General features: G+C 63.5%; 10 protein-coding genes and 1 pseudogene. 3 read left to right on the top strand and 8 right to left on the bottom strand.

Annotation, left to right across the window (positions count from 1 at the left end; genetic code table 11):
* Positions 1–25: 25 nt before the first annotated feature.
* The 7 genes and pseudogenes from GR183_RS14660 to GR183_RS14630 all read right to left on the bottom strand — a co-directional run bounded on the left by GR183_RS14660 (position 26) and on the right by GR183_RS14630 (position 8,964).
* Complete coding sequence (locus GR183_RS14660) at positions 26–1,486, bottom strand: M16 family metallopeptidase (RefSeq protein ID WP_312846835.1); 1,461 nt, start codon at positions 1,484–1,486, stop codon at positions 26–28.
* A gap of 165 nt (positions 1,487–1,651) precedes the next feature.
* Positions 1,652–2,383, bottom strand: a complete 732-nt coding sequence (locus GR183_RS14655) for a hypothetical protein (protein WP_160776409.1) — start codon at positions 2,381–2,383, stop codon at positions 1,652–1,654.
* A 112-nt stretch (positions 2,384–2,495) separates the two neighbouring features.
* Positions 2,496–3,017, bottom strand: a pseudogene (gene lspA / locus GR183_RS21995) (signal peptidase II); the annotation flags it as partial.
* 1 nt (position 3,018) lies between these two features.
* Positions 3,019–6,006, bottom strand: a complete 2,988-nt coding sequence (gene ileS / locus GR183_RS14645; protein ID WP_160776407.1) for an isoleucine--tRNA ligase — start codon at positions 6,004–6,006, stop codon at positions 3,019–3,021.
* Positions 6,007–6,371: 365 nt separating this feature from the next.
* On the bottom strand, positions 6,372–7,367 hold the full coding sequence (locus GR183_RS14640; protein ID WP_208999864.1) for a DMT family transporter: 996 nt from the start codon (positions 7,365–7,367) through the stop codon (positions 6,372–6,374).
* Complete coding sequence (locus GR183_RS14635) at positions 7,367–8,380, bottom strand: bifunctional riboflavin kinase/FAD synthetase (protein WP_160776406.1); 1,014 nt, start codon at positions 8,378–8,380, stop codon at positions 7,367–7,369. The genes GR183_RS14640 and GR183_RS14635 overlap by 1 nt, the downstream gene beginning before the upstream one ends.
* Before the next feature lie 128 nt (positions 8,381–8,508).
* Positions 8,509–8,964 (bottom strand): MaoC family dehydratase, encoded by a 456-nt coding sequence (locus tag GR183_RS14630; protein WP_160776405.1) that lies wholly within the window; start codon positions 8,962–8,964, stop codon positions 8,509–8,511.
* Positions 8,965–9,259: 295 nt separating this feature from the next.
* Between GR183_RS14630 and GR183_RS14625 the strand changes: the two genes are divergently transcribed.
* Both GR183_RS14625 and GR183_RS14620 read left to right on the top strand, forming a co-directional pair.
* Positions 9,260–9,643, top strand: coding sequence for a response regulator (locus tag GR183_RS14625; RefSeq protein ID WP_160776404.1), 384 nt, complete (start codon positions 9,260–9,262; stop codon positions 9,641–9,643).
* A 97-nt stretch (positions 9,644–9,740) separates the two neighbouring features.
* Positions 9,741–10,418, top strand: coding sequence for a protein phosphatase CheZ (locus GR183_RS14620; RefSeq protein ID WP_202396116.1), 678 nt, complete (start codon positions 9,741–9,743; stop codon positions 10,416–10,418).
* Positions 10,419–10,434: 16 nt separating this feature from the next.
* Here GR183_RS14620 and GR183_RS14615 read toward each other — a convergent pair whose 3' ends face one another.
* Complete coding sequence (locus GR183_RS14615) at positions 10,435–11,307, bottom strand: TIGR01459 family HAD-type hydrolase (RefSeq protein WP_160776403.1); 873 nt, start codon at positions 11,305–11,307, stop codon at positions 10,435–10,437.
* A 161-nt stretch (positions 11,308–11,468) separates the two neighbouring features.
* Here GR183_RS14615 and mutL point away from each other — a divergent pair, with 161 nt between their 5' ends.
* A complete protein-coding gene (gene mutL / locus GR183_RS14610) occupies positions 11,469–13,331 on the top strand; it encodes a DNA mismatch repair endonuclease MutL (RefSeq protein ID WP_160776402.1) in 1,863 nt (620 codons plus the stop codon).
* Positions 13,332–13,333 lie beyond the last annotated feature (2 nt).

Raw genomic sequence — 13,333 nt, 5'->3', positions numbered from 1 at the left:
GCATCTTTCCGGTAAAACTGGGCGATCAGGACTTCTGGCCGGTTGCAGCCGTGTTCGCTGCGCCGGATGCCGTTTCCGGCCCTTTCAGGAAGGCGGTCACGGGCGACCCGGCGAGATACTTGCGCGCCGCCGCCTGCACGTCTTCCACGCTCACCGAGGCAAGGCGCGCGGGCCATGCCTGCACTTCCTCCACGGTTCCGCCGGTCGTCAGCGCGACGCCGAAAATCCGCGCCATGGTCGCCTGGTTGTCCTGCGCGTAGATGGTGCTGGAGAGGAGGCTCTTCTTGGCCCGTTCCAGTTCTTCTCCGCTCACGCCATTGTCGATGACGTTTTGAAGCACCGCGCTCGTGGCGGAGGCAAGTTCATTGAGCGTCGTGCCGTCGCGCGGGACCGCGTAGATCATGAACCTTGTGTCGTCCAGCGCGCTTGACTGGTACCAGCTGCCGGCAGCAGCGGCGACGCCGTCTTCCACCACCAGCTTTTCGTAAAGCCGGCTCGTGTTGCCGCCGCCCAGGATCTGGGCGAGTACGTCGATCGCCTCGGCGTCCGTGCCTTCAGCGGTGTTGTAGCTCGGCACGAGCCAGGCCTGGCGCATGTTGGGCTGGTTGACCTGCGGATCGCTCAGCGTGACCGTCTGTTCGCCCGGCACGGTCTGCGGCTCGGGTCGGGACCGCTCGCCCGGCTCGGCGCGGCGCTCCAGCTTGCCGTAGGTTTCCTCGGCAAGCGCCTTCACCTCGTCCGTCGTAACGTCTCCCGCGACGATCAGGATCGCGTTGTTGGGCGTGTAGTAGCGGTTGTAGAAGTCGATCGCATCCACCTTGTTCAGCGCTTCGATCTCGTTCTTCCAGCCGATCACCGGCACGCCGTAGGGGTGGTTCACGTAAAGCATTGCGTCGAGCGTTTCGCCGAGCTTCGAACCCGGATCGTTTTCCACGCGCTGGCGGCGTTCTTCCAGCACGACCTCGCGTTCGGGCGCGATCACCTCTTCGGTAAGTACCAGATTGGCCATGCGGTCGGCTTCGAACGTCATCATCGTGCCAAGGTGCTCCTTGGCGACCCGCTGGAAATAGGCGGTGTAGTCGTTGCTCGTGAAGGCGTTTTCGCTGCCGCCGATCGCGGCGACCATCGCGGAGAATTCGCCGGCCGGGTGGTTCTTCGTACCCTTGAACATGAGGTGTTCGAAGAAATGCGCGATGCCGGACTTGCCGGGCGCTTCGTCTGCCGAGCCCACCTTGTACCACACCATATGTGTCACGACCGGTGCGCGGTGGTCGGGTATCACGATGCCTTCCATGCCGTTCTGGAGGGTGAAGGTGGCGATGTCGCCGCCCACCCGGATGTCCGCGAAGTCGGCGGAGGTTGCGGCGGCCTGCGGATCTGCCAGTGCGGAAACGGTCATCTGCGCCGTTGGGGCCGCCGCTGCAACAACCAGGAATACGGCTACACGGACATGTCGTCCCAATGCCTTCAGGCTATGGCTCTTCACGGGTTCCTCCACGGGGTAAGACGGGCCACTCTTTCCCCAGATATAGGCCGGAAAGGGGCAGCCAAGCGTGAACTTTTCGTAAGATTTATCCGGGCTGGCGAACCGGATGCGAAAAAGGCCCCGAAACGGGGCCTTTCCTGCATGTTGCGGTGTGATAACGCACAATCAATTGACCGGAGTCCGGCGCGATTCCTCGTCCCATGTGTCGGCCGTCAGCGGAGCTTCCTGTTTCTTTTCAGGCGCCACCAGTTCGCCATCGCCCGCAGGCGTGGAATATTCGACCGGCGGGTCGATCAGGTAACGTCGCACCGGCTTGCCGTCCGGGCCGAAAAGAGATGTCGTGTCCACTTCATCCTCGGGCTTGGCGAAGCCATTCTTCAGCTCCTCGGGCGTCAGGCGTTCGCCGTCGGCTTCGGCGGCTTTATCCCGTTCGTCTTCGATGTCGCGGTTTTTCTTGCCGGCAAGTTGCGGCAGGCCCTTCTGCTGCTCGGGCGTCAGGCGCACGCCAAGCGGGCTTGTGGCATAGGCGGCGCGAACGCGCGCGAGATCGTCCTGATTGTCGGTTGGCCAGTCGGCTGCCGTCTGCGGGCTTTCCGGCGGCGGCAGCGGGCTTTGCTCATCCGCCTTGCTCGGCATGGCCAGCGGTGCGCGCGGTGCGTATTCGATCGGCTTTTCGTTCGGGTCTACAGCACCGAGACCCGCCATCAGGCTTTTGACCAGCGCTTCGTCCGGCAGCACCTTCTCCTGGCCGTCGTTGAAGCCGTCGGAGCCGGTCGTGCAGGCGCCCAGCAGTCCGGCAAGCGCGATGGCGACGGGTAGCGCCGCCAGTCGGCGGGGCGTTCCCGTGCCTGGCTTTCCGTCCGTCAATCTACCGCGGGCATCAACGCGTTTCGTCATCGTCATGTCCTTGTCGGCTCGCCGTTTCAGTGCCGTTCGAAAGGTCTTTTTCGCCATCGGCATGCAAAATGGATGAAGGAATCGCTTCCCCCAATTCCCCACGCTCTCCATGGGGCGACATTGCGGCGTCTTTAGGGCCGCCGGCGAAACTGTCATACAGGAGACCGGCCACTCCGGCAACGATCCACACGTCCGCCAGGTTGAAGACGTACCAGGAGAATGTGCCGATGTGAAAATGGAAGAGATCGGCCACCGCGCCGTACGCCAGCCGGTCTATTCCATTGCCGATCGCGCCTGCGACAATGAGGCCGAGCGAGATCGCCGCCACCTTGCCGGAGGTGCGTGCCCCCCATACCCAAAGGAGGACGGTCGCCACGACGGTAAAGGCGGCGAGCAGGATCTGCCCCGTCGCCGATCCTTGCTGGAAGAGGCCGTAGGAGATGCCGTAGTTCCAGACCATCACGAGGTCGAAGAAGGGCAGCAACTCGACACTCCCCCTGAAGGGGAGGCCGAAGCCGTGGATCATCCACAGCTTGACGGCCTGGTCGAGGCCTGCGCCGCAAAGGGCGATCGCTCCGACAAGGGGGCTTCTTGCTCCCCAGAAAAGCGGTTTTCCCTTTGAATTCAGCGTCATGTCAGGCCGGGGCGTGGGCTGCGTCCCACTCGCGAAGGGCATCCGCATCGCGCGGCGTGACGTCCGGATACTGCGGATCGGAGCCAACTTCTGGCAGGATCTTCCAGGACCGCGCGCACTTGATGCCTTCGGCAAGTCCGGGCACGACCGCGACCCCCTTCACGTCGGGCAGGGTGAAGGCGCCTGCGGGCGCGGGCCGCTCCGTCAACGTCGCCTGGCTGGTGATGGCGATCTCCGCCATGTCGACGCCCTCAAGGGCTGCCATCAAGGCCGGATCCGTGACATGGACGGTGGGGTGCGCTTCCAGCGATGCGCCGATGCGTTTTTCCCGCCGCTCGATCTCGAGCGCCCCGGTGACGACGCGGCGCACGGTGCGGATCCTGGCCCAGCGGGCGCCCAGTTCGTCGTCGCGCCAGTTCGCCGGAAGCTCGGGAAAGAGCTCCATGTGGACGGACGATTTCTCGTCACCGTTGCGCTCAAGCCACGCCTCTTCCATCGTGAACGGAAGCACCGGGGCAAGCCATACGGTCACGCAGTTGAAGAGCTTGTCGATCACATAAAGCGACGCCTTGCGCCGGGTTGAAGACGCCGGATCGCAGTAAAGCGCGTCCTTGCGCACGTCGAAGTAGAAGGCGGAAAGCTCCACCGTCAGGAACGTCAGGAGGTGGTGTACCAGCTTCTTGAAATCGAAGTCCCAGTAGGCGCGGCGCACCATCTCGTCCAGTTCGGCAAGCCGGTGCAGCATCAGCCGCTCCAGTTCCGGCATGTCGGCAAGCGGGACGTCCTCTCCCTCGTAGTGGGTAAGCGTTCCCAGCATCCAGCGCATGGTGTTGCGCATCTTGCGGTAGGAATCGACGGTGGTCTTCAGGATTTCCGGCCCGATGCGCTGGTCTTCCCAATATTCGACGGATGCCGTCCACAGCCTCAGGATATCCGCGCCATATTGCTTGATGACGTCCTGGGGGAAGGTCTGGTTGCCGAGCGATTTCGACATCTTCCGGCCCTGCTCGTCCATGGTGAAGCCATGGGTCAGCACAGCGTCGTAGGGTGCGTGCACGCGCGTGCCGCAGCTTTCCAGCAGCGAGGACTGGAACCAGCCGCGATGCTGGTCGGAGCCTTCGAGGTAGAGCACGTAGTCCTTGCCGCCGAGGCCCTGGCGATGCGGCTTCAGGTCGTCGCGCTGTTCCAGGCAGAAGGCGTGGGTGGAGCCTGAATCGAACCACACGTCGAGGATATCGCGCACCTGCGTCCAGTTTTCCGGATCGTTGACGAGCCCGCCGAGGAAGCGCTCCTTCGCCCCGTCGGCGAACCAGGCATCGGCACCTTCCTCCGTGAACGCGCTCTTGATGCGGCCGATAAGCTCGTCATTGGCGGCAAAGTCGGGTCCGGGCGCGAGACGGCCGTCTTCCTCGTTGCGGAAAACGGCGATCGGCACGCCCCAGGCGCGCTGGCGCGAAAGCACCCAGTCGGGCCGGTTCTCGATCATGGAGCGCAGGCGGTTCTGCCCGCTTCCCGGCACGAAGCGCGTCTCGTCGATGGCCTTCAGCGCGCGGGCACGCAGCGTGTCGCCATCCCCGCCCTCAAGCGTCTTGTCCATATGGACGAACCACTGCGGCGTGTTGCGGAAGATGATCGGCTTTTTCGAGCGCCATGAATGCGGGTACTGGTGCTTCAGCCGGCCAAGGCCGATCAGGTTGCCGCTTTCCTTCAGCGCCTCGATCACGCGCTTGTTGGCGTTGCCCTTCTCGCCCTTGTGGGTGATCACTTGCGCTCCTTCGAAGCCGGGAGCCTCGGGCGTATAGGTGCCGTCGTCGGCGACGGTGAAGGGGATTTCGGACGAGATGCCGCGCGCTTCGATATCCGCGCGGTTCGCCATCCAGATCTCGAAGTCGTCGGCGCCGTGGCTGGGTGCCGTGTGGACGAAGCCCGTGCCCGCGTCGTCGGTCACATGGTCGCCGTCGAGCAGCGGCACATCGAAATCGTATCCGCCAAGGTCCATGTCACGCAGCGGATGGGCGCAAGTGATGCTGGCCAGCTCGTCCGCGGAGACCGGGCGCACGTGCTCGTAGCGCTCCACGCGCGACTGCTCGAACACCGCTCCCGCCAGCACGTCGGCCAGGATGAGCATGTCGCCCTTCTGCACCCAGTTGTCTTCCGGCAGATCGTCCTGGGTTACCTTGTAGAGCCCGTAGTGGATCTTGGATGAATAGGAGATCGCGCGGTTGCCGGGGATCGTCCAGGGCGTCGTCGTCCAGATGACGACGGAAGCTTCCAGCAGCTCTTCGGCTGCGCCTGCATCCGTGCCGCCGCATTCGACGACCGGAAATTTCACCCAGATCTGGTCGGAGGTGTATTCGTGGTATTCGATCTCCGCTTCCGCCAGTGCGGTCTTTTCCACGACCGACCACATAACGGGCTTGGAGCCTCGGTAAAGCTGGCCTGAAGTGGCGAATTTCATGATCTCTTCGGCGATCAAGGCCTCGGAATCGAAGTTCATCGTCAGGTACGGGTTATACCAGTCGCCCTCGATGCCGAGCCGCTGGAACTCCTCGCGCTGCACGCCGATCCAGTGGTTGGCAAAGTCGCGGCATTCCTTGCGGAACTCGTTGATCGGCACCTCGTCCTTGTTCTTTCCCTTGGCGCGGTACTGCTCCTCGATCTTCCATTCGATCGGCAGTCCGTGGCAGTCCCAGCCGGGCACATAGTTCGAATCCCAGCCCTGCATCTGCATGGAGCGGGTGACGATGTCCTTCAGCGTCTTGTTGAGCGCGTGGCCGATGTGGATATTGCCGTTCGCGTAAGGAGGGCCGTCGTGGAGGATGTATTTGTCGCGCGACGTCGAGGCTTCGCGCAATCGGCGGTAAAGGTCCATGGCCTTCCAGCGCGCGATGATCTCGGGCTCCTTCTTCGGCAGCCCCGCGCGCATCGGAAAATCGGTCTTCGGCAGGTAAAGCGTTTCGGAATAATCGCGCGTCGTCGTTTCGGTCATGTGTCGGAATCCGCTGGGTGGACCGCCGTTCCGGGCGGTCGAAAGTCTGGCTGCGCCCTGGGCGCTGATCAAGCGGCCGCGGGCTCACGAAAGGTGGCGCGGCCGATGTGTCATGCGTTTCGTCCCGGTCTTTCGAAGGCGCGTTATGGCGCCTTACGCGAAAGCCGGGCCGGTAATTCGCGGCACAAGGTTCGGTATGGCCGGGTTTCTGTCAGCTTCGCGCAAGGGTTTGCGTCCGCGGTTCGAATTGCCTGAAACGTTCGGGCACGGGTTTTAGCAGCGGGTTCGGTTCGAATAAAGCCCTGCTTTGAGCGCCTGTCGCGATTAAGCCCGGTTCGGCGACTTTGGCCGGGCCGGATCGCAGCTCATGCGATGAATTCGTCATCCGCCGTGGCGCCCGTGCGGTTTCCGCTTGCGCGCGTGTTTTCGCGCAAGGATATGCGCTCGCGATGGGTTATGTAGAGGCCGCAGCCGACGATGATCGCGATGCCCGCCCATGTCAAAGCGTCCGGAAAGTCGCCGAACACCAGAAATCCGAACAAGGTCGCGGTGATGATTTCCAGATAGTTGAAAGGCGCGAGCACCGAAGCGGGCGCCAGCGCGAAGGCGCGTACGATCAGCCCGTGCGCGAAGAAGGAGATCGCGCCGATAACCGCAATCAGGCCGACCGCGGGCAGAGGCGCGGGCACGAGGATGGCGCTTTCCACGTCGAAGATGACGGCCAGAACGGCCAGGGCTCCAAGCACGAGCGCGCCGCCCGCTCCCGTGGTGAACTGGATGGAAAGCATAGACCCTTCGCCGGAAAGCCGCTTCGTGAAAAGCAGATAGAGCGCGAAGAGGAACGCCGTGCCGAGCGGAAGGAGGGCGACGGGGCCGAAGGCATCGAAGCCGGGCCGGATGATGAGCATTGAGCCTGCGAGGCCGACGAAGATGGCGATCCAGCGCCGCGCGCCGACGTGCTCCTTGAGCACGATCGCCGAAAGTGCCGTCAGGATCATCGGCTCGACGAAAAAGATGGCGATGGCATCCGCCACCGGCATGACCTTGAGCGCGGTGAACAGAAGCACCAGCGCACCGGCCAGGAACACGCCGCGCAGGAGATGCGGCCAGGGCCGCGATGTTTTCAGCACGGCGAGGCCGGGTCCGATGGCCGCCGTCAGGAAGGCGAAAAGCGCTTGAAAGACGAAGCGCCCGAGCGCGATTTCGAGCGGAGGCAGGGTGGCGGTCAGATATTTCGCCAGCACGTCCATCAGCGGGACAAGGAACATCGCACCCGTCATCAGCGCGAGGCCGCGCAAGGTGTCCTGTTGAAGGGACGCCTCGGATGCAGCGCTTGAAGGATCCGATGAAGTTGAGCCCACTAAACCGATGCTCCGTCAAAACCCATTTCGCCCAAGGCAAGGTCGAGCGGGCTCAGCGGCTGGAGAGACTGGATCGCCGCACGGGCTTCCGCGCTGTCAATGTCCATCTGCGCAATCAGCGCCTCGGCACTCTCGAAACGTCGTTCCTCGCGAAGGTAGGAGACGAGTTCCACCTCCAGTTCATGCCCGTAAAGATCGCCCGAAAAATCGAACAGATGCACTTCGAACAGGGGTTGGCCGTTGTCGAAGGTCGGGCGGCGGCCATGGCTTGCGACGCCGTCATGCGCCGTTCCGCCGTGCTTCACCCGGACCGCGTATATGCCGTGGGCAAGCTCCGCTTCCGGCGAAAGCGTGAGGTTGGCGGTCGGATAGCCGAGGTCGCGCCCGCGCTTGTCGCCGTGCTGCACCTTGGCCTCGAAGAACCAGCGGTAGCCGAGAAGCGCGTTGGCAAGTGCCACGTCGCCTGCGGCAAGTGCTTCGCGGATGCGGCTTGAGGACACCGTCTCGCCGTTTTCGTCCGTTTCCGCTTCCACGATCGTCACTCCGAAGCCGTCGGCCACGCCTGCCGCCTTCAGGAAATCCGGCGTGCCTTTTCGTGCCTTGCCGAAGTGGAAGTCGTAACCGGTTACCGCGTGCACGATGTGAAGCGAATTCTGGAGCACATCATCGACGAAAGCCTGGGCTTCAAGCCCTGCGAATTCGCGGGTAAACGGCAGCACCACCATGCCGTTGAGGCCGAGCGCGCGCATGACGCGGGCCTTGGCGGCTTGCGGCGTCAGCCGGAATACGGGTTTCGACGGGTTGAAGAACGTGCGCGGATGCGGCTCGAACGTCATGGCGAAGGCCGGAACGCCGCGCTTTTCTGCCTCGCGCATCGCGGTCCCAAGCACCGCCTGATGGCCCCGGTGCACGCCGTCGAAATTGCCGATCGCGACCACGCCGCCTCGAAGCGCTTGCGGAAAGGCCGATAGTTCGGTGACGGTCGTAAAATCGGGTGGCGGCGCGGCTGTCATTTGGGCTGGGGCCTTGGGATAAGTCTGACGGTATTCTTGCCATCATTGTTCATCGCAATGAAAGCGCGCGGACCCTGCCCATTCCCGCGCCAAAGGTCAAGTTGCCGGCACGACATTAACGGTGACCCTCAGCCTCGGGAAAACTCCTCCTCGTCCGACGCGCGCGTCGGTACCTTCACCATTGCCTCGCCTTCCAGCACCACCGTGCCGCCGACGGCGCATATGCAGGAAAGGCGTGCCCGATTGCCCTTTTCGATAAGCTCCGTGACCTCGACCGTTACCGCAACCTCGTCGCCGATCTTGACGGGCGCCTTGAAATTCAGGGTCTGCGAGAGATAGATCGCGCCGGGGCCTGGCAGCCTTGTGCCCAGTACGGCGGAAATCAGGCTCGCAGTATAAAGCCCGTGCGCGATGCGCGTGCGAAACGGCGTCTTTGCCGCGAAATGTTCCGAAAGGTGGATCGGATTGCGGTCCCCCGAAACCTCGGCGAAGCCCACCACATCCGAAGAACTGACCGTTTTCGTCACGCTTTCGTGCATGCCCACACTCAGGTCCTCGTAAAAGAGCGTCCGCAGTTCCAGCATTTCATTGTCCTTGGTTTGGGCCTTCATTCGCATGCATAGGGTCAAGCAAGGCTACAGCCCGCATAAAACAGCGGCAATTCGGCCAATGGACGAGGGAAGCAGCCGCTTGCGGCCGCCCTTCGGTTGCAAGCGGATGATTTCCCCGCGCGTCATTAACGGAGTTTTCAGGGCCTTCTCCTAGATTGCCCTTCGTGTGGGGAGGTGGGGACACGGCTGGTGTCTTCCTCCTAATTCGGCAAGATGACGCTCAAAGCCCCGGTTAAGGGGCGGGCATAATGGCTGTATGGAGTAGACGATGGCCCTTGATCTTCAGATGCCGGTCCTCGTTGTGGACGACTACAAGACGATGATCCGCATTATCCGAAATCTCTTGAAGCAGCTCGGCTTCGAGGATGTAGACGACGCAGCGGACGGCACCGAGGCGCTGGAAAAAATGAAGCAGCGCAAATACGGGCTGGTGATTTCCGACTGGAACATGGAACCGATGACCGGCTACGAACTCTTGAAGCAGGTTCGCGCCGACGCCGGCCTCTGCAAGACGCCGTTCATCATGGTGACGGCGGAATCCAAGACCGAAAACGTGATCGCGGCCAAGAAGGCGGGCGTGAACAACTATATCGTGAAGCCGTTCAACGCGCAGACGTTGAAGGGCAAGATCGATGCGGTCTTCTCCGAGTAGGGCTTCGGTCCCGGTTGACACGGCGCATCGTCCGCGCGGCGGCGTGCGGCCGGCCGCGACGGACGCGGTGTAGGCGGAGCCTGAAGGAGGGGGACAGATGGCGGCAATACAAAAAGAAAACGTCGCGCGTCTCATTGAATTCCTGGAAGAAAGCCGAGCACGCAAGGACGACGTGACGTTGAACGACGTCATGGGCCTTGCGGAAGTCATGGCGCGGTCCATGAAGGACTATATCGACGCGGTGCAGCCGGCGGTCACCCAGGAATTGATGGAGATTTCCGACGAAATCTGCCGCATGAAACAGGAAATCGTCCAGCTTCGCGCGACAGACATCAAGGAAAACCGCATCCCTGAGGCGGGGCGCGAGCTCGACGCTATCGTCGAGGCGACGGAAAGCGCCACGCATACCATCATGGAAGCGGCGGAAACCATAATGTCCGCCGATCCGGACGACGCCGACACCTATCAGGTGGTCGTCCAGCACAAGATCATGGAAATCTTCGAGGCCTGCGCCTTCCAGGACATCACCGGGCAGCGGATTTCCAAGGTCGTCGGCACGCTGAACTATATCGACGAGCGGGTGAATTCCTTCGTCAAGCGCTTGCGCATGGATGAAGTCGAAGACGCGCCGCTCGAAGAGACGGCGGAAGAAAAGCGCCGGCGGGAACTCATCCTGCACGGGCCGCAGCACGAAGGCGAGGGCGTTTCCCAGGAAGACGTCGACGCCATGCTCGAGGTCTTCGCACAGGACGATATCGACAAGCTTTTCGGCTGAGCGCTGCGCTTTCCCGTTACCAGGCGAGTTTCGGCAGCGCCGCGCGCGCTGAAAGGCCCTCTTCGGCGAGCCTGCGGCGGATCAGGTTCTCGTCGGGGTCTTCCGTCGGGCCGAAGTCGGTGGCGTGAATGCCCCCCGATATGAAAAGCACATCGATATCCTGCGATACCGCACCGCGAATGTCCGTCGGCAGACCGTCGCCGATCGCCAGCACATCGCGCTTGTCCATCAGCTTGCCTGCCTTCTCGGAAAGTTTGGCGAGCGCCGCGTCGTAGATCGGCGCATGCGGCTTGCCGAGGATCTTCACCTCGCCGCCGAGGTCCTCGTAAAGGCGCGCCAGCGCGCCCGCGCACCAGATCAGCTTGTTGCCCCGTTCCACGACGATATCCGGGTTGGCGCAGATCATCGGCAGCCCGCGCTTGGCGAGCCTCGTCAGCATGCCCCGGTAGTCGTCCGGCGTTTCGGTCTCATCGTCGAAAAGCCCGGTGCACACGACCGCGGTTGCTGCCAGTTCCGCGCCGAGGCGCACATGCGTGCCTTCGTATAGCGGCAGGTCCCGCTTTGGGCCGAGGTGCAACACGTTCGCATCGCCGAGCGCGTCTAGCTGCTGACGCGTCACGTCGCCGGAAGTCACGATCGCGTCATAGGCGTCATGCGTGATGCCGAGCGTCGCCAACTGGTCGAAGACCGGGGCGGCGGGTCGCGGCGCATTGGTGATCAGCACGACCGTCCCGCCGCGCTCCTCGCGGAAGCGGGCGAGTGCGTCCCTCGCGTGGAGGAAGCCCGTCACCCCATTGTGCAGCACGCCCCACACGTCGCACAAAAGGCCCTTGTATTCGCCGGCGATCGACGAAAGGCCGGAAATGAGAAGGGGGCTTTGCGCATTCATCGGTCAGGGTCTCTTTCGGGCGGAAATTGTCTGATAAGGTATGGCGGTTTCGCGGGAGATTCGCGTATCGCGGCGGACCATATCCGATAGCCTCCGCAAAGGGAATTCGCAGGTGGTGCAGGTGACAGAGGATCCCTCGTTCTGAAAACGGTGACAGTGCCATGAAAATCCGCCAATTGAGCGAAGGCGCGGTCAACCGCATCGCCGCGGGCGAAGTTATCGAGCGCCCGGCAAGCGCGGTCAAGGAGCTGGTCGAAAACGCCATCGACGCGGGCGCTTCCCGCATCGAGGTCGTGACGGCGGCCGGCGGCAAGTCGCTCATTCGCGTCACGGATGATGGCGAAGGCATGGGCGCGCAAGATCTTTCGCTTGCGGTCGAGCGTCACTGCACGTCGAAGCTTGCGGAGGACGATCTGTTCGACATCCGCACGCTTGGCTTTCGCGGCGAGGCGCTGCCGTCGATCGGAGCGGTTTCGCGTCTTTCCATCCAGACCCGCCATGCTGGCGACGAGCACGGCTGGCAGGTCACGGTCGAAGGCGGCGCGAAGTCCGGCCCCGCGCCTGCCGCGCAGACGAAGGGCACGCGGGTCGAGATCCGCGATCTTTTCTTCTCCACGCCGGCGCGCTTGAAGTTCCTGAAGTCCGACCGGGCGGAGACGGCGGCGATTACCGAAGTCGTCAAGCGGCTTGCGCTCGCCCATCCCGAAATCCGCTTCCAGATGGCGGGGCCGGAGCGCCAGACGGCTGATTATGCGGCCGCGCGCGGCGAGGGTGCGCAGGAAGCGCGCATCGCCCAGGTGCTGGGAAGGGATTTCGTTGAAAACGCCATGCGCATCACGGCGGAGCGCGAGGGCGTGCGGCTGGAAGGGCTTGCAGGGCTTCCGACCTATCACCGGGCGAATTCGCTCTCGCAGTTCTTCTTCGTCAACGGCCGGCCCGTGCGCGACAAGATGCTGCTGTCGGCGCTTCGCGGGGCCTATGCGGATGTGCTTGCCCGCGACAGGCATCCCGTCGTCGTGCTTTTCGTCGATATCGAGCCGAAGCTGGTCGACGTCAACGTGCATCCCACCAAGGCGGATGTGCGCTTTCGCGACGGCCAGCTCGTGCGCGGCCTCGTCGTCGGCGCGATCAAGAAGGCGCTGGTCGATGCCGGCCACCGCTCATCCACCAGCAATGCCACTGCCGCCGTCGATATCCTCGCGCGTTCCGCGCAAGGAAGGCCCGCGTTTTCCGGCATCACGCCGCAGCGCCCCGCGCAGGCGGCCTCCTTCGACTGGCAATCCTCGTCTTTCCGCCCGTTCGAGGGTGGGGCCGAGGCGAACGCCGCCGCCCCGGCCTTCGCCGCCCCCGCTTTCGAGGAAGCGCAGTCCGGCTTCGGCGGGTTCGCCGCCCCTTCTGCGGACGCCCGGGCGAACGACGCAGGCGTGCCTGAGGAGACGCAGGACCTGCCGCTCGGTGCCGCCCGCGCCCAGGTGCATGAAACCTACATTATCGCCCAGACGGAAAGCGGCATCGTTATCGTCGATCAGCACGCCGCCCATGAGCGTCTCGTCTATGAGCGGCTCAAGGCGGCGCTTGCGGAAAAGGGCGTCGCCCGCCAGATCCTGCTGATCCCGGAGGTGGTGGAGCTTTCGGAGGATGATGCCGCGCGGCTTGTCGAGCGGGCGGAGGATCTCGAAGCCGTCGGTCTCGTCGTGGAGGCGTTCGGGCCGGGCGCCGTTGCGGTGCGTGAAACTCCGGCGCTTCTGGGCGATCTCGACATCCGGGGGCTGATCCACGATCTCGTCGACGAGATCGCCGAATGGGACAGCGCGGTCGGCTTGCGCGGTCGGCTCGATCATGTGGCCGCAACCATGGCCTGCCACGGGTCGGTGCGCGCCGGGCGCCGCATGCGGCCTGAGGAGATGAACGCACTTTTGCGCGAGATGGAGGCAACGCCCCTGTCGGGCCAGTGCAACCATGGCCGCCCGACGTGGATCGAACTCAAGCTCGGCGATATCGAGCGTCTGTTCGGGCGGAAATGAGC

It is taken from the genome of Stappia sediminis (genome assembly GCF_009826895.1).
GTDB lineage: Bacteria > Pseudomonadota > Alphaproteobacteria > Rhizobiales > Stappiaceae > Hongsoonwoonella > Hongsoonwoonella sediminis.
Note: the sequence above shows the minus strand (reverse complement) of the source record. Positions and strands in the feature narration are given on the sequence as shown.